We start from the raw sequence: 15,592 nt of genomic DNA, 5'->3' as shown, positions 1-15,592 counted from the left end.
TCGCGGTGGCCTTCTTGGCGGTGGTCGTGCGCGCCGCCACCTTGCGGGCGGGCGCCTTCTTGGCGGTCGCCTTCTTGGCCGGCGCGGTCTTCTTCGCCGTGGCCTTCTTGGCCGCGCTCGTCTTCTTGGCGGTGGCCTTCTTGGCGGCCGTGGTCTTCTTCGTGGCCGTCTTCTTGGCGGCGGCCGACGTCTTCTTGACGGCCCTCTTGGCGGTGGCGGTCTTGCGGGCGGCGGTCTTCTTCGCCGTCGCCTTCTTGGCGGTGGCCTTCTTGGCCGCGGCCTTGGCGGTCGTACGGGTGGAAGAACCGCCCGAGAGGCTGCCCTTGGGCGCCTTCTTGACGGCCACGTCGTTCTTGGGAAGCTTCTTCGAGCCGCTCACCAGGTCCTTGAAGCCCTGTCCCGCGCGGAAACGCGGCACCGACGTCTTCTTGACCCGGACCCGCTCACCCGTCTGCGGGTTACGGGCGTAACGCGCCGGGCGGTCGACCTTCTCGAACGAACCGAAACCGGTGACCGACACCCGCTCACCCGCGACGACGGCGCGGACGACAGCGTCCAGTACCGCGTCGACGGCGTCGGCCGCCTGCTGGCGACCGCCGACCTTGTCCGCAATTGCTTCTACGAGCTGCGCCTTGTTCACGTCTTCCCCTTCGGAGACATTGCCAGAACGAAAGTGTTCAAGCTTTTCCGCACGTTAGGCAGATATATACCGCAAATCAAACACGAAACGGGCTAATCACCCTAGTGCCGCAACGAAGTCGACCCCGCGGAGTTCCGCGGCTCAGTCGCCTTCCGGGAATCGACCCTCGTCGAGGTCCTTCATCAAGCGGTCCAGACGACGTGCCGCGTCTAAGAGATCGTGTTTGGCCGCGGCCGTGATGACCAGCAGCTTCCGGGTCAGCGCCATCCGTACGCCCTCCGGGACTTGCAGTGCGCGCACCCTTGTGTGCGCTTCCTTGAGCCGGTCCGCGACCACTCCGTAAAGCTCGAGTTGGCTGTCGCGTTCCATGCACCGATTGTGCCATCTGGGGCGAGTTGTCGCCCGACGGGGTCTCAACAAGGCACTGCGCCCCCTACCGGGAGGCAGGAGGCGCAGGCGGGGAAAAGCGCTGATCAGACGGCAATTGTGCGGGGTTTGAAGGACGGCCGGGAGGCTTCGTAGGTAACGATGTCCGCTTCGTTCTTCAGGGTGAGACCGATGTCGTCGAGGCCGTTGAGGAGGCGCCAGCGGGCATTTTCGTCCAGCTCGAAATCGGCGGTCACCGTTGCTCCGTCGGGGCCCTCGGCGCGTACCTGACGCGCTTCGAGGTCGACCGTCACCGTCGCGGTGGGGTGCGCCTCGGTCAGTTCCCAGAGGTGGTCGACGACGCGCTGCTCCAGAACGACGGTCAGCAGACCGTTCTTGAGGGAGTTGCCGCGGAAGATGTCGGCGAACCGGGAGGAGATGACCGCGCGGAAGCCGAAGTTCTGCAACGCCCACACGGCGTGTTCGCGTGAGGAGCCGGTGCCGAAGTCGGGTCCGGCGACCAGCACCGAGGCGCCCTGGTGCTCGGGCCGGTTGAGAACGAAGTCCGGGTCCTTGCGCCAGGCCTCGAAGAGTCCGTCCTCGAAACCGTCGCGCGTGACCTTCTTCAGCCAGTGGGCCGGGATGATCTGGTCGGTGTCGACGTTGCTGCGGCGCAGCGGGACGGCCCGGCCGGTGTGTGTGGTGAATGCGTCCATGACCGCTCAGGCCTCCACGGGGGTGCGGGTGTCGGACAGGTCGGCGGGCGAGGCCAGATGGCCCAGCACGGCGGTGGCGGCGGCCACCTGGGGCGAGACGAGGTGGGTCCGGCCGCCCTTGCCCTGCCTGCCCTCGAAGTTGCGGTTCGAGGTCGACGCGGAGCGCTCGCCGGGCGCGAGTTGGTCGGGGTTCATGCCCAGACACATCGAACAGCCCGCGTGCCGCCATTCGGCGCCCGCGCCGGTGAAGACCTTGTCCAGGCCCTCGGCGACGGCCTGGAGCGCGACCCGTACGGAGCCGGGGACCACCAGCATCCGTACACCGTCGGCGACTTTGCGGCCCTCCATGATCGCGGCGACCGAGCGCAGGTCCTCGATACGGCCGTTGGTGCACGAACCTACGAAGACGGTGTCCACCTGGATGTCCCGCAGCGCCTGCCCGGCGGTCAACCCCATGTACTCCAGGGCCTTTTCGGCGGCGTGGCGCTCCGAAGCGTCGTCGTACGAAGCGGGGTCGGGGACGTTCGTCGACAGGGGCGCGCCCTGGCCGGGGTTGGTGCCCCAGGTGACGAACGGGGCCAGTTCCGTGGCGTCGATGAAGACCTCGGCGTCGAAGACGGCGTCGTCGTCGGTGCGCAGCGTCCGCCAGTACGCGACCGCGGCGTCCCAGTCCGCCCCTTCGGGGGCGTGGTCGCGGCCCTGGAGGTAGTCGAAGGTGATCTGGTCCGGGGCGATCATGCCCGCCCTGGCGCCGGCCTCGATCGACATGTTGCAGATGGTCATGCGGGCTTCCATCGAGAGCTTCTCGATGGCGGAGCCGCGGTATTCGAGGATGTAGCCCTGGCCGCCGCCGGTGCCGATCCGGGCGATGACGGCGAGGATCAGGTCCTTGGCCGTGACGTCGTCGGGCAGTTCGCCCTCGACGGTGATGGCCATGGTGCGGGGGCGGGCCAGCGGCAGTGTCTGGGTGGCCAGGACGTGCTCGACCTGGCTGGTGCCGATACCGAAGGCCAGCGCGCCGAAGGCGCCGTGGGTGGAGGTGTGGCTGTCGCCGCACACGACGGTGGTACCGGGCTGGGTCAGTCCCAGTTGCGGGCCCACGACATGCACGACACCCTGCTCGACGTCGCCCAGCGGGTGGAGCCGTACGCCGAAGTCCGCGCAGTTCTTGCGCAGCGTCTCCAGCTGGACGCGGGAGACGGGGTCGGCGATCGGCTTGTCGATGTCGATCGTCGGGGTGTTGTGGTCCTCGGTCGCGATGGTGAGGTCGAGCCGCCGCACCTGTCGGCCGTTCTGGCGCAGGCCGTCGAAGGCCTGCGGGCTCGTCACCTCGTGCAGCAGGTGCAGATCGATGAAGAGAAGGTCGGGCTCGCCCTCGGCGCGCCGGACGACGTGGTCGTCCCAGACCTTCTCCGCGAGTGTCCTACCCATCGCTTTCCCTTCGGCCGGCAGCGCCGCCGGCAGTCCTGGAGATTTGTGGGGCCCACGCCGGTGTCCCGCGCGCCCGCGTCAGCTGTGAACCCGTGTTCGTGGACGGGTCCGTCCGTACAGGGTGGCAAGTTCCCTGGAAAATTGAACTTGCGTTTCACAGAGTGAGACGCGAGTATCGTTTCATGGACAACTCTAGCGGCGTCGGCGTTCTCGACAAGGCAGCTCTGGTACTGAGCGCCCTGGAGTCCGGTCCGGCCACCCTCGCCGGGCTGGTCGCTGCGACCGGGCTCGCACGGCCCACGGCCCACCGGCTGGCCGTGGCCCTGGAACACCACCGGATGGTGGCGAGGGACATGCAGGGCCGGTTCATCCTCGGCCCGCGGCTGGCCGAGCTGGCGGCGGCGGCCGGCGAGGACCGGCTGCTGGCGACGGCCGGGCCGGTGCTCACGCATCTGCGCGACGTGACCGGGGAGAGCGCGCAGCTCTACCGGCGCCAGGGCGACATGCGGATCTGTGTGGCGGCGGCCGAGCGGCTGTCCGGACTGCGGGACACGGTGCCCGTCGGGTCCACGCTCACCATGAAGGCGGGCTCGTCGGCGCAGATCCTGATGGCCTGGGAGGAGCCGGAGCGGCTGCACCGCGGCCTCCAGGGGGCGCGGTTCACGGCCACGGCGCTCTCGGGTGTACGGCGACGGGGCTGGGCCCAGTCGATCGGCGAGCGGGAGCCGGGCGTCGCCTCGGTCTCGGCGCCGGTGCGCGGGCCGTCGAACCGGGTCGTCGCGGCGGTCTCGGTGTCCGGTCCGATCGAGCGCCTGAGCCGGCATCCGGGGCGGATGCACGCCCAGGCGATCATCGACGCGGCCGGGCGGCTGTCGGAGGCGCTGCGCCGCTCCAGCTGATCGCTGTGCGGGGGCGGCGACGGCACTGCGCGCCCGCCCAACTCCGGGCCCCGTTGTACGGAGTTGGCGGCGTCACGAGCCGAGGCGGTCCGCCGCGCGCTCGCCGCGGCGCCCCACGGGGACGACCTCCGTGGCCGCGCCGAGGCCGAACGCCGGCATGTTGACGTAGACGCTCTCGTACGAGCCGGCCGGGACGATGTACGTCTCGTGCCAGAAGCCCACCTTGCCCTTGCCAGCGCGCACCCGGCGGTTGAACTCCGTCCACGCGGGGCGGTGCTCGCCGTCCTGCGCGGAGGCGTACGCGAGCAGCTTCTCCTTCGACTCCCAGTACTGGACGACGTACAGCACCCGCGGGAAGCCCAGCAGCGAGCGGACGCCGAGAAGCCCGCGGCCCTTGTCGCGCGACAGCTCCCTGACCATCCTCGGCATGGCCGTGAACACCGGCCACCAGCTGCGCAGCGCGCGGAAGTTGTTGATGCGCATCCCGACGAGGAAGACGACGACGTCACCCTCGGCGCCCGCGGTCGTACGGCCCTCGAACAGCTTCGTACCCATGACGGTCCCCTGCTTCCGGCCGCGCGAAGGCGGCGATACGGGCGGCACCCCCTCTTTGGAGAGTGCCACTATCCATGATTGGATAGTGGCACTCTCCAAGGGATGGTGCAAGCGGTATGCGGATGGCGGAGCTGAGTGAGCGCAGTGGGATTCCCACCGCCACGATCAAGTACTACCTGCGCGAGGGGCTGCTCAGGCCGGGGCACCGGGTCACCGCCACGCAGTCCGCGTACGACGACGGGCATCTGCGCCGGCTGCGCCTGGTGCGCGCGCTGATCCAGGTCGGCCGGATGCCGGTCGCCACCGCGCGCGAGGTTCTCGCGGCCATCGAGGACGACTCCATCGACCACCACTCGCGCCTGGGCGCGGCCATCGCGGCGCTGCCCGCCGACGGGGCGCTGGACGCCGCGTTCGACGCCGACGAGCTGGACGAGGAGACGCGGGCGGCGCGACGGCGCGCGGAGGAGCTGTTCGAGGAGCTGGGCTGGACGCACGCGCCGGCCAGGGGCGCCTCGGAGGCGGCGTACCGCGTCCTGGTGGGGGCGATCGCCGGGCTGGCCAGGACCGGCTATCCGTGCGAGGTGTCGGACCTGCTGCCGTACGGGCGGCTCGCGGACCAACTCGGCGTCACCGACATCGACATGGTGGAGCGGTACGGGGACCCGTACGAGCAGGTGGAGGCGGCGGTGGCGCTCACCGTGCTGTACGAGCCGGTGCTGCTGAGCCTGCGCCGGCTCGCGGAGGCCGAGGAATCCAACCGTCGCTACAGTTCCCGGAGTTGAGCGCGGTCGGCCCCCGGCGTCAGGGCACGGAAAAGGCCCTCCGCGATCGCGGAGGGCCTCATCGTCACGTACCCCCGACCGGATTCGAACCGGCGCTACCGCCTTGAGAGGGCGGCGTGCTAGGCCGCTACACAACGGGGGCTAGCTGGTGGAGCGTTGAGCTGGGCTACCAGGACTCGAACCTAGAACAACGGAACCAGAAACCGTCGTGTTGCCAATTACACCATAGCCCAAGGTGGTTCAGACTTTCGTACCGCGTACCCCCGACCGGATTCGAACCGGCGCTACCGCCTTGAGAGGGCGGCGTGCTAGGCCGCTACACAACGGGGGCCCTAGCGATCCTGCATCGACGTGTCCGGGTGCGACCCGAAGAAATCGGAGAGAAGGATCTGTACCCCCGACCGGATTCGAACCGGCGCTACCGCCTTGAGAGGGCGGCGTGCTAGGCCGCTACACAACGGGGGCGTTGCAGAAGAACTCTGCGCTGGGCTACCAGGACTCGAACCTAGACTAACGGAACCAGAAACCGTCGTGCTGCCAATTACACCATAGCCCACCAAAACTCAACCCCCGAAGTGGGGGTTTTGTTTGGGTTTGCGCTTTCCGGCCAGACCTTGCGGTCTCTGGGGCGGCGCAGGAAGAACATTACCCGATGGGAGACGGCGCTCCAAAACGAGTATCACCGCGCAGCAGAGCGGGCAGTCGGTCCAGATCGGTGATCGTCACCAGCTCGGGGCGCCCGCCGAGCCGCCCCCGGTCGAGCCAGACTCCGGCCAGTCCGGCGGCGGTGGCGCCGCCGGCGTCGATGTCCGGTTCGTTCCCCACGTAGGCGACTTCGGCGGGGTCGAGTTCCAGGGCGTCGCAGGCCGCGTGGAAGGCGGCGGCGTCGGGTTTCGAGACACCCAGCTCGGCGGCGCACAGGACGGCCTCGAAGTAGTCGCGTACGCCGAGGATCCGGAGCTTGCGGTCCTGGTTGTGGATGCTCGAATTCGACAGGACGGCCTGGCGGTACTCGGGGGCCAGCGAGTCCAGCGCGGTGAGGACGTCGGGGAAGAGCTTCCAGGCGGACTCGTAGTGCGCGACGTAGCGGTCGAACCAGGCGTCGGCGTCGGTGTCGCTCAGCGCCTCCTTACGGAGGAACTGCCGGACGCGGTCGCGCCGCTGTCCTTGGAAGGTGGTCTCGCCGTCGGCGAAGCGGAGCCACTGGACGTCGGTGATCTCGCGCCAGTGCGCGAGGGCCCGCTCGACGGTGCCGAAGCGCCCGTCGAGCCCTTCGGCGGCGAGATGCAGCCGCATACCGGCGCGGTCGGCGGTGGTGTAGTCGAAGAGGGTGTCGTCGATGTCCCAGACGACGGCGCGGATGGGCATGGGACGACGGTACCGGGGCGGCGCGCCGCCGGCCTCCCGTCCCTCGTACGGGTTCGATGTCACGGTCGGGCGCCGTGCGCCGTGCTGGACTAGCCCTAGCATGGCGGTCCCGTTCGCCCCGCCCCGCCGAGGGAGTTGATCATGGCCACTGAAGTGGACCCGGAGGCCTGCGAGAGAACCCCGGAGGCCGTTCGCACGGCGCTGCAGCGGCGCCCGGACTGGCTGCGGGCCTTCGAGCAGGACTGGCTGAGCGCGGCGGCCGACTTCGACCAGGCGGCTCTGGCGGGCGTCGTGGACAAGTGGTTCCCCTTCGCCTGCGCCTGCGCAACCCCGGGGTACCTGGACGACGTCGAGCACACGGTCAAGCGCCTGGCGGAGGGCGACACCGAGGGCATGGTCTTCCGGGACGAGGACGGCAGGGCGTACGACGCCGAGAACAACCCGGTGGACGTGGTGGGGCGCGGGTGAGCACGTACGCGATCCGGTACGCGGATCGGGCGGCCCGCCGTAAGGCCGCGCTGACCGCGCCACAACGCGGCGCGCTCCTCGCGCTGGAGAAACGGCTCGCCGTCAACCCCTTCGGGGCGCCCGCCACGAGCAACCAGGACAACAGCTGGTCCGCCGCGTTCGCAGGCGGCTTCGTGACCTACGTCGTGTCGAACCGGCACGTCGTGATCAACGTGGTCGACCTCGTGGCGGTCTGAGTGGCGGAAGGGGGCCGGCGGCCCAGTCGGCCGCCGGCCCCCTTTCGCGTACGTCCGGCCGGACCTACGCCGCCAGCTTCGCCAGCGCCGCGTCGATGCGGGTGAGCGTGCGGGCCTTGCCCAGGTTTTCCAGGGACTCGAAGAGCGGCAGGCCCACCGTGCGGCCGGTGACCGCGACGCGGACCGGGGCCTGGGCCTTGCCGAGCTTGAGGCCGTGCTCCTCGCCCGCCGTGAGGACCGCGTTCTTCAGGGACTCGGCGCTCGACCAGTCCGCGTCCGCCAGCTTCGCGCGGGCCGTGGTCAGCAGCGCCGCCGGGTCGCCCTTCATCGCCTTCGTCCAGGACGCCTCGTCCTCGACCGGCTCGGCGAGGAACAGGAAGTCGACGTTGGCCGTGATGTCGGAGAGCACCGTCACGCGGGTCTGCGCGTACGGGGCGATCGCCTCGAAGGCCGCCTGGTCGAAGTCCGCAGGGTCCCAGTTGGCGAACGGGGCCCGCAGCCAGGGCGCGCAGGCCTCCATGAAGGTCTTCACGTCCAGCTGCCGGATGTGGTCGGCGTTGATCGCCTCGGCCTTCTTCAGGTCGAAGCGCGCCGGGTTGGCGTTGACGTCGCCGATCTCGAAGGCGCCGACCATCTCCGCGCGCGTGAAGACGTCCTGGTCCGCGGAGAACGACCAGCCCAGCAGGGACAGGTAGTTGAGCAGACCGTCGGGCAGGAAGCCGCGCTCGCGGTAGAGGTTGAGCGAGGCCTGCGGGTCGCGCTTGGAGAGCTTCTTGTTGCCCTCGCCCATCACGTACGGCAGGTGTCCGAACTGCGGTACGAAGTGGGCGACGCCGAGCCCCATCAGCGCCTGGTAGAGCGCGATCTGACGGGGCGTGGAGGAGAGCAGGTCCTCGCCGCGCAGGACGTGGGTGATCTCCATCAGCGCGTCGTCGACCGGGTTGACGAGCGTGTAGAGCGGCGCCCCGTTGGCGCGGACGATGCCGTAGTCGGGCACGTTCTCCGGCGTGAAGGTCAGCTCGCCGCGGACCAGGTCGGTGAAGGTGATCGGCTCGTCGGGCATCCGGAAGCGGACGATGGAGGTGCGGCCCTCGGCCTCGTACGCCGCCTTCTGCTCGGGCGTGAGGTCGCGGCAGTGGCCGTCGTACCCGGAGGGGCGGCCGGCGGCGCGCGCGGCGTCGCGGCGGACCTCCAGCTCCTCGGCGGTGCAGTAGCAGTGGTACGCGTGGCCGGCCGCGAGCAGCTTGTCGGCGACGTCCCGGTAGATGTCCATCCGCTGCGACTGGCGGTACGGCGCGTGCGGGCCGCCCACCTCGGGGCCCTCGTCCCAGTCGAGGCCGAGCCAGCGCAGCGAGTCGAGCAGCGCCTCGTACGACTCCTCGGAGTCGCGGGCGGCGTCGGTGTCCTCGATGCGCAGGACCAGGGTGCCGCCGTGGTGGCGGGCGAACGCCCAGTTGAAGAGGGCGGTGCGGACCAGACCCACATGGGGGTTGCCGGTCGGCGAGGGACAGAAACGTACGCGGACGGTCGCGTTAGCCACGCTTGATCACCTTGTTGGTGAGAGTGCCGATGCCTTCGATGGTGACGGCGACCTCGTCGCCGACGCTGAGGGGGCCGACCCCCGCGGGGGTGCCCGTGATGATGACGTCGCCCGGGAGCAGCGTCATGGCCTCGGTGATGTGCACGACGAGGTCCTCGACGGAGCGGATCATGTCCCGGGTGCTGCCCAGTTGGCGCTGCTCACCGTTGACGGTGCACTGGACGGCGAGGCCGTCACTGACGGCCGCCAGGTCGATGGAGGTCTCCACCCAGGGGCCGAGCGGGCACGAGGTGTCGAAGCCCTTGGCGCGGGCCCACTGGTTCTCGCTCCTCTGGGCGTCGCGCGCGGTGACGTCGTTGGCGCAGGTGAATCCGAAGATCACGTCCTTGACGCGTTCGCGCGGGACCTCGCGGCACATACGGCCGATGACGACGGCCAGTTCGGCCTCGTAGTGCAGGTCGCTGGAGAACGAGGGGTACTCGACACCGTCGCCGGAGCCGATCACCGACGTGGTCGGCTTGAGGAAGACCACGGGCTTCTCGGGCACCTCGTTGCCCAGCTCCGCCGCGTGCGCCGCGTAGTTGCGGCCGATGCCCACCACCTTGTTGGGGAGGACGGGCGGGAGCAGCCGGACCTTGCTCAGCGGGACCTTGGTGCCGGAGAGCTCGAAGTCGGTGTACGGAATGCCCTTGATGATGTCGAGGACGAGGCCGGCGGCCGTACCGCCGGTGCCGTCCTCCTCGACCGCGCCGAAGGCGACATTGCCGTCGATGGAGAATCTGGCGATACGCACGGGTTGCTGTCGCCCCTCACTTTGCTGCTGGTTGATGCCGGCTGTTTGACTGCAGACTGACGTCCCAGGCTAGCGCGGTGGGGGGCGGCGGCCGACGCGGTGCGGGGCCGCCGTGGTGCGTGCCCTACTGTGCGACGGGGGCGTCGATCAGCGTCGTACGCTGCGGGTTGGCCGTGCGGAGCGGCAGGTCGACGGAGTGCTCCGGCGGGGCGGGCGGGAGAAGCTCCCCGGCGTCGTCCAGGTTCGCCAGCGTGGTGCGGCGGGGGTTGGCGGTGTTGCGGAACATCTTCGTCATCTTCATCGGTTGTACGCAGACCTTGTCGGGTACGGGTGCTCGGGAGCGCCGGTTGTCGAATGTGCCATCCATGTAAAGCGTCAGGCTAAACACCTGATTCCCTGCGAAAGCCTGGATGGCGCAACGATCTCCATGTGAGTTTGCTCACGACCTGCCGGGCATTTCACCCATCAGGGACAGTGGTCGAGACCGATGGAAACGGACATTGCCCTATCGAACGCTCCATTCCGCTCCTGATCATCAGGACTGGGGCACCCCTCGCCCACACGGGACTCGTTCCGGGAAGTCCGTTTCCTCCCCGAACACCTTCTACCGATCGTCACGCCCCGCTCACAAGGTGTCACCCAGGTCACAGCCAGGTACACGGCCCTTGTTGGAGATCCTGCTCTGTGCTGAAATTCCACGCACCGCCGCGGGTTCATCAGGACGGCGCGTAAGGGCGCGACGCGGCGCCGAGTGACATGCGGGGAAGGGGAGCATCGCCGGTCACTCAACGACCACCTTGGGGCGCACTCTGCGCTCCACGACGCCGACACCGTCCCGCCGTTCTGCGGGGGGACGCCTGGTCCAGAGGTTGCGACGCTAGTGCAGGGACGTTTCAAGAGGGACAGCAGCGCTGCGGCGGAGCAGGAGCCCCGTGGCGGGACCGACCGCGGCTCCTCGCCCCAGCACACCCAGAACCCCGGCCAAGGTCCGGCCGGCGAGGGTGGCGACCGGGGCACCCAGCCCGGTGCGGCGCCCGGTGGCGACACCCCGAACGCCGCGCCCAAGTCGGCGTCGACCGACGCGGGTTCGCGAATAGCGCTGCGTAACTGGCGCATCAGCACCCGTCTGGTGGCACTGCTCACCCTGCCGGTGGTCGCGGCCACCACGCTGGGCGGACTGCGTATCAACGAGTCCCTGAACGACCGCCAGCAGCTGGAGCACATGCAGCTGTTGACGAAGATGACCAAGGAAGCGACCAGTCTCGCCGCGGCGCTCCAGGCGGAGCGTGACGAGTCGGCGGGTCCGCTCACCAACGGCGCGAACCCCAAGGACTTCAAGGTCCAGGACCGCCGTACCAAGACGGACCGGGCCAAGAAGGCCTTCCTCGGCGCGACCGTGGACATCGGGAACACCGACGGCGACCAGGCGCTGGAGTCGATCCGCGCCAACGTCAGCCAGATCGCGACCCAGGTCAACAAGATCCAGGAAATCCGCAAGGACGCGTACGACTCGGACACCACGCACTCGCTGACGGTCGACGCGTACAGCGGTCTCATCGACTCGCTGCTGAGCCTCTCGCAGGACATGGCGCAGGCGACCAGCAACCCGGACATGATCAAGCGGACCCGCGCCCTGGCGGCCTTCTCCTCCGCCAAGGAGTACGCGTCGATCCAGCGCGCGATCATCGCCTCCGCGCTCCCCGCCGACCCGAAGCTCGCGGGTGAACTCAACGAGAACGACCGGCTCTACGGTCTGGCGGCGGCCACCAAGGGCGACAACGCCCTCGCCTCCTTCGACGCGCTGTACGAGTCGATGGGCGGCAACGCCGAGGAGCTGACGGCCCCGCTCAGCGGCAAGGGCAACCCCGAGATCAACGCCGCCGACGAGTACGCGCAGCGGGTGCTCGGCATCTCCGGCGGACTGGAGGGGCGGCCGAAGCGCTCGTACCTGGACTGGACCGACCAGGCGTCCGCCAAGATCAACGCGATGAACATCATCGAGCAGACGCTGCTCGGCGAGATGGAGAACAAGGCGCGTCAGCTGCGCGAGAAGTCGCAGCAGGACGCGCTCATCAACGGTGCGCTGATCCTCGTCGTCCTCGGCGTCTCGCTGGTCGGCGCCTTCGTCGTCGCCCGCTCCATGATCCGCTCGCTGCGGCGCCTCCAGGAGACGGCCACCAAGGTCGCCCAGGACCGGCTGCCGGAGCTGGTCAAGCAGCTCTCCGACTCCGACCCGCAGGACGTGGACACCTCCGTCGAGTCGGTCGGTGTGCACTCCAGGGACGAGATCGGCAAGGTCGCCGCGGCCTTCGACGACGTGCACCGCGAGGCCGTCCGACTGGCCGCCGAGCAGGCGCTGCTGCGGGGCAACGTCAACGCGATGTTCACCAACCTCTCGCGCCGCAGCCAGGGCCTGATCCAGCGTCAGCTGTCATTGATCTCCGAGCTGGAGTCCCGCGAGGCCGACCCGGACCAGCTGTCCTCGCTGTTCAAGCTGGACCACCTCGCGACCCGTATGCGCCGTAACGGTGAGAACCTGCTGGTCCTCGCCGGTGAGGAGCCGGGCCGCCGCTGGACGCGCCCCGTGCCGCTGGTCGACGTGCTCCGTGCCGCCGCCTCCGAGGTGGAGCAGTACGAGCGGATCGAACTCGCCTCGGTGCCCACGACCGAGGTCGCCGGCCGCGTCGTCAACGACCTCGTGCACCTGCTCGCCGAGCTGCTGGAGAACGCGACGTCGTTCTCCTCGCCGCAGACCAAGGTGCGCGTCACCGGTCACGCGCTGCCCGACGGGCGCGTGCTCGTCGAGATCCACGACACCGGCATCGGCCTCTCCCCCGAGGACCTGGCCGCGATCAACGAACGGCTCGCCTCGCCGCCCACCGTGGACGTCTCGGTGTCGCGCCGCATGGGTCTGTTCGTGGTCGGCCGGCTCTCCCTGCGGCACGGCATCAGGATTCAGCTGCGCCCCTCCGACTCCGGCGGTACGACCGCGCTGGTCATGCTGCCCGTCGATGTCGCCAACGGCGGCAAGAAGATGCCGCCGCGTCCCGGCGTCGGCGCGCCGAACGGCGCGGGCGGACCGTCGCCCGCCGGTCAGGGCGCCCTCGGTGCCGGCGGTCAGCAGTCCGGCATCGCCGCCGGGCTCGCGGGCGGCGCAGCCGGAGCGGGGCGGCTGGCCACTCCGCCGGCGCGCGGCCAGGTCGGCGCCGGTACGGGGCCCCGCGCCGCGCTGCCGGCCAGGAACGGTACGCAGAACGGTCTGCCCACCCGGCCGCAGTCCGGTCCGCCGCAGGACCCGCAGCGCCAGGGCATGGGGCAGAGTTCCGGTGGTCCGAGCCTGTTCGGTACGAGCCCCCGTGAGCAGGCGTCCGGCCGGCCGGGCGGCCAGTCGGGCCCCGGGCAGCCGTCGGGTCCGGTGCCGCAGGCCGGTGGCCGGCTCGCCCGGCCCGGTCAGAGCCTGTCCAGCCCGAGCGGACGGGGCGGCCCCGCGGGCGGCCCCGGCAACCGCGACCGCAACGCCTTCCAGCAGGGAGCGGGGGCGCCGAACGGTGGACCCCCGCCGGTCGACCGCGGCCGGCAGCTGCCGCCGCCCGGCGGACCGCGCGCCGAGCTGCCCGGGGGCAACCCGCAGCCGCCGCAGCGCCCGCAGCGTCCCGGTACCAGTGCGACGACCACCTGGGGCACGGGGCAGCAGCCCGCGCCGCAGCGGTTCTCGCCGGACGCCCCGCGCGGCCACGAGGAGCCCGAGAACACCGGTCAGTTCGCGATGCCGTCGGCGGGGCAGGGCCAAGGCCCCGGCTCCACCGCCGAGTTCGCGCGCCCCGACTTCGACGGCCCCCGGCCGGACCTGAACAGCGGCGCCCCGAACACCAACGGCGGCGGCAACGGATTCAGCGACACCGGGTCCTACCCCGTCCCCAACTCGGGCGACGTGAACGCCGGTTGGCCGGGTCAGGGGCAGGGCCAGGGTCCCGGTCAGGGGCAGAACCTCGGGTCCACGGAGCAGTTCCCCCGGCCGGACTTCAACGCGCCGCGCCCCCCGGAGCCCGGCGCCGCGCCCGGCTCCCCGAACAACGATCTCTTCGGCCAGAACCCGCCGCCGCTCGGACAGCGTCGTCCCGGCGCGGACCAGGGCCAGGGCCGCCCCGGCTACGGCCAGAACGGCCCGAACGGTGCCGACTTCGGCGCACCGCGTCCGCCGGTCGGCGCGCTTCCCCAGCAGTCCCAGCCGGAGGCGCTGCCGCCGGCCGGGCCGGGTGACGGCCGTACGCCGCTGTTCGACACGCTGGAGACCAACTGGTTCCACGGGCAGCAGAACGGCGGCTCCGGCGGCCCGGCGCAGCCCGAGGGGCCGCAGGTCCCCCAGGTGCCCGAGCAGCAGCGGCCGTCTCCGCAGCAGTTCCCGGAGGGTTCCCCGGACCGACCGGTGTCCCCTCCTCCCCCGTTGCCCGGGCGGCAGCCGGCGAACGGCAACGCCAACGGCAACGGCGCCGTCACGTCCTCCTGGCGCACGTCACCCAATGACGAGCTGGTACGCCAGGCCGAGCGGGTCAAGAAGCCCGCCGCGGGCGGAATCACCACCTCAGGTCTGCCTCGTCGGGTCCCGCGTGCCAACCTGGTGCCGGGAACCGCGCAGGAGCAGAGCAACCAGACCGGTCCGCAGGTCTCGCGTGCGCCAGATGACGTACGCGGCCGGCTGACCAACCTTCGCCGTGGCATTCAGCAGGGTCGTCAGGCCGGCAGCCGTACCGCCGACAGTTCGACGACCGGCAGTTTCAACCTCGGCCCCTCTCACCAGCAGGAGCGTTAGTTGAGTCCGATGAGCCAGGCGGCGCAGAATCTGAACTGGTTGATCACCAACTTTGTGGACAACACCCCCGGGGTGTCCCACACAGTGGTCGTATCCGCCGACGGCCTGCTGCTGGCCATGTCCGAGGGTTTCCCGCGGGACCGTGCCGATCAACTCGCGGCAGTTGCCTCCGGTCTGACCTCGCTGACCGCGGGGGCGTCCCGGATCTTCGAGGGCGGGCCTGTCACCCAGACCGTCGTCGAGATGGACCGCGGGTTCCTCTTCCTCATGTCCGTATCCGACGGTTCCTCACTGGCGGTGCTCGCACACCCCGACTGCGACATCGGTCTGGTGGGCTACGAGATGGCCCTCCTGGTCGACCGGGCAGGCACGGTGCTGACACCGGACCTGCGCGCCGAGCTCCAGGGGAGCCTGCTGCACTGAGGCTTCCAGGTACCGCCCACAGCGCCATCCACCGTCAGGCCGCGAACCGGCCCCACCCCGGCCCAGTCAGACGGCACGCAGACATCTTGCTGTCACGCCCGGAGGATTCATGACCCCGCCACCCGCCTCTCACGATCCGTACGGCGCCTCAGTCGACGCGTCCTACGGACTTGAGGGCGACCAGCCGCTGGTACGTCCGTACGCCATGACCGGCGGCCGGACACGGCCGCGGTACCAGCTCGCCATCGAGGCGCTGGTCAGCACGACGGCCGATCCGGCTCATCTCGCCGGGCTGCTCCCGGAGCACCAGCGGATCTGCCATCTCTGCCGCGAGGTGAAGTCCGTCGCCGAGGTGTCGGCGCTGCTGTCCATGCCGCTCGGTGTGGCGCGCATCCTCGTGGCCGACCTGGCAGAGGCCGGCATGGTGGCCATCCACCAGCCGGGTAACGGAGAGGCCGGCGGCACGCCGGATGTGACACTGCTCGAAAGGGTGCTCAGTGGACTTCGCAAGCTCTAGCGGCGGAGCGGCACGATCGACCACCTCCGCGAAGATCGTGGTGGCGGG

16 protein-coding genes, 5 tRNA genes and 1 pseudogene are annotated in these 15,592 nt (G+C 70.2%); 8 read left to right on the top strand and 14 right to left on the bottom strand.

The genetic code is table 11. The features are described from left to right. From BHU15_RS25515 to leuC, 4 genes are all read right to left on the bottom strand, one after another. On the bottom strand, positions 1 to 640 hold a 640-nt coding region (locus BHU15_RS25515; RefSeq protein WP_069629335.1), incomplete at its 3' end, for an HU family DNA-binding protein. A gap of 141 nt (positions 641 to 781) precedes the next feature. Continuing rightward, positions 782 to 1,009, bottom strand: a complete 228-nt coding sequence (locus BHU15_RS25510; protein WP_023538403.1) for an SCO5555 family protein — start codon at positions 1,007 to 1,009, stop codon at positions 782 to 784. A 104-nt stretch (positions 1,010 to 1,113) separates the two neighbouring features. After that, positions 1,114 to 1,722 carry a 3-isopropylmalate dehydratase small subunit gene (leuD, locus tag BHU15_RS25505; RefSeq protein ID WP_069629334.1) on the bottom strand — a complete coding sequence of 203 codons (609 nt, stop codon included), beginning with the start codon at positions 1,720 to 1,722 and terminating at the stop codon, positions 1,114 to 1,116. 6 nt (positions 1,723 to 1,728) lie between these two features. Continuing rightward, positions 1,729 to 3,153, bottom strand: a complete 1,425-nt coding sequence (gene leuC / locus BHU15_RS25500; protein ID WP_069629333.1) for a 3-isopropylmalate dehydratase large subunit — start codon at positions 3,151 to 3,153, stop codon at positions 1,729 to 1,731. Positions 3,154 to 3,335: 182 nt separating this feature from the next. On the opposite strand from leuC, the gene ndgR reads away from it, so the two are divergent. After that, complete coding sequence (ndgR, locus tag BHU15_RS25495; RefSeq protein WP_023538406.1) at positions 3,336 to 4,052, top strand: IclR family transcriptional regulator NdgR; 717 nt, start codon at positions 3,336 to 3,338, stop codon at positions 4,050 to 4,052. A 72-nt stretch (positions 4,053 to 4,124) separates the two neighbouring features. On the opposite strand, the gene BHU15_RS25490 is transcribed toward ndgR, so the two are convergent. Further along, positions 4,125 to 4,607 (bottom strand): DUF4188 domain-containing protein, encoded by a 483-nt coding sequence (locus BHU15_RS25490; RefSeq protein WP_069629332.1) that lies wholly within the window; start codon positions 4,605 to 4,607, stop codon positions 4,125 to 4,127. Between the two features lie 116 nt (positions 4,608 to 4,723). On the opposite strand from BHU15_RS25490, the gene BHU15_RS25485 reads away from it, so the two are divergent. Then, positions 4,724 to 5,389 (top strand): MerR family transcriptional regulator, encoded by a 666-nt coding sequence (locus BHU15_RS25485; RefSeq protein ID WP_069629331.1) that lies wholly within the window; start codon positions 4,724 to 4,726, stop codon positions 5,387 to 5,389. Between the two features lie 69 nt (positions 5,390 to 5,458). On the opposite strand, the gene BHU15_RS25480 is transcribed toward BHU15_RS25485, so the two are convergent. The 6 genes from BHU15_RS25480 to BHU15_RS25455 all read right to left on the bottom strand — a co-directional run bounded on the left by BHU15_RS25480 (position 5,459) and on the right by BHU15_RS25455 (position 6,757). Then, positions 5,459 to 5,531, bottom strand: a tRNA-Glu gene (locus BHU15_RS25480). A 19-nt stretch (positions 5,532 to 5,550) separates the two neighbouring features. Then, positions 5,551 to 5,622: transfer RNA gene (locus tag BHU15_RS25475), tRNA-Gln, on the bottom strand. Between the two features lie 25 nt (positions 5,623 to 5,647). Next, positions 5,648 to 5,720: transfer RNA gene (locus BHU15_RS25470), tRNA-Glu, on the bottom strand. Between the two features lie 61 nt (positions 5,721 to 5,781). Further along, positions 5,782 to 5,854 (bottom strand) — tRNA-Glu (locus BHU15_RS25465). A gap of 19 nt (positions 5,855 to 5,873) precedes the next feature. Further along, positions 5,874 to 5,945: transfer RNA gene (locus BHU15_RS25460), tRNA-Gln, on the bottom strand. A gap of 89 nt (positions 5,946 to 6,034) precedes the next feature. Then, the gene (locus tag BHU15_RS25455) at positions 6,035 to 6,757 is read right to left on the bottom strand and encodes an HAD family hydrolase (RefSeq protein ID WP_069629330.1); all 723 of its coding nucleotides are present in this window, start codon (positions 6,755 to 6,757) and stop codon (positions 6,035 to 6,037) included. Positions 6,758 to 6,898: 141 nt separating this feature from the next. Here BHU15_RS25455 and BHU15_RS25450 point away from each other — a divergent pair, with 141 nt between their 5' ends. Together BHU15_RS25450 and BHU15_RS25445 are read left to right on the top strand one after the other, a co-directional pair. Continuing rightward, a complete protein-coding gene (locus BHU15_RS25450) occupies positions 6,899 to 7,225 on the top strand; it encodes a DUF6247 family protein (RefSeq protein ID WP_069629329.1) in 327 nt (108 codons plus the stop codon). Continuing rightward, entirely contained in the window at positions 7,222 to 7,461 is a 240-nt protein-coding gene (locus BHU15_RS25445; RefSeq protein WP_069629328.1) for a hypothetical protein, read from the top strand. Before BHU15_RS25450 ends, BHU15_RS25445 begins: the two co-directional genes overlap by 4 nt. A 64-nt stretch (positions 7,462 to 7,525) precedes the next feature. On the opposite strand, the gene gltX is transcribed toward BHU15_RS25445, so the two are convergent. The 3 genes from gltX to BHU15_RS25430 form a co-directional block, all read right to left on the bottom strand. Further along, positions 7,526 to 9,001 carry a glutamate--tRNA ligase gene (gltX, locus tag BHU15_RS25440; protein ID WP_069629327.1) on the bottom strand — a complete coding sequence of 492 codons (1,476 nt, stop codon included), beginning with the start codon at positions 8,999 to 9,001 and terminating at the stop codon, positions 7,526 to 7,528. Then, on the bottom strand, positions 8,994 to 9,794 hold the full coding sequence (locus BHU15_RS25435; protein ID WP_023538412.1) for a fumarylacetoacetate hydrolase family protein: 801 nt from the start codon (positions 9,792 to 9,794) through the stop codon (positions 8,994 to 8,996). Before BHU15_RS25435 ends, gltX begins: the two co-directional genes overlap by 8 nt. Before the next feature lie 124 nt (positions 9,795 to 9,918). Beyond that, positions 9,919 to 10,161 carry a hypothetical protein gene (locus BHU15_RS25430; protein ID WP_069629326.1) on the bottom strand — a complete coding sequence of 81 codons (243 nt, stop codon included), beginning with the start codon at positions 10,159 to 10,161 and terminating at the stop codon, positions 9,919 to 9,921. A gap of 513 nt (positions 10,162 to 10,674) precedes the next feature. On the opposite strand from BHU15_RS25430, the gene BHU15_RS25425 reads away from it, so the two are divergent. From BHU15_RS25425 to BHU15_RS39385, 4 genes and pseudogenes are all read left to right on the top strand, one after another. Then, positions 10,675 to 14,604, top strand: coding sequence for a sensor histidine kinase (locus tag BHU15_RS25425; protein WP_069629325.1), 3,930 nt, complete (start codon positions 10,675 to 10,677; stop codon positions 14,602 to 14,604). Between the two features lie 9 nt (positions 14,605 to 14,613). Continuing rightward, complete coding sequence (locus BHU15_RS25420) at positions 14,614 to 15,027, top strand: roadblock/LC7 domain-containing protein (protein ID WP_023538416.1); 414 nt, start codon at positions 14,614 to 14,616, stop codon at positions 15,025 to 15,027. A gap of 109 nt (positions 15,028 to 15,136) precedes the next feature. Beyond that, positions 15,137 to 15,544, top strand: coding sequence for a DUF742 domain-containing protein (locus tag BHU15_RS25415; protein WP_023538417.1), 408 nt, complete (start codon positions 15,137 to 15,139; stop codon positions 15,542 to 15,544). Next, positions 15,525 to 15,592 (top strand): annotated as a pseudogene (locus BHU15_RS39385) (ATP-binding protein); the annotation flags it as partial. The gene BHU15_RS25415 and the pseudogene BHU15_RS39385, both read left to right, overlap by 20 nt.

This window comes from Streptomyces niveus, assembly GCF_001723055.1.
Taxonomy (GTDB): Bacteria; Actinomycetota; Actinomycetes; order Streptomycetales; family Streptomycetaceae; genus Streptomyces; species Streptomyces niveus.
Note: the sequence above shows the minus strand (reverse complement) of the source record. Positions and strands in the feature narration are given on the sequence as shown.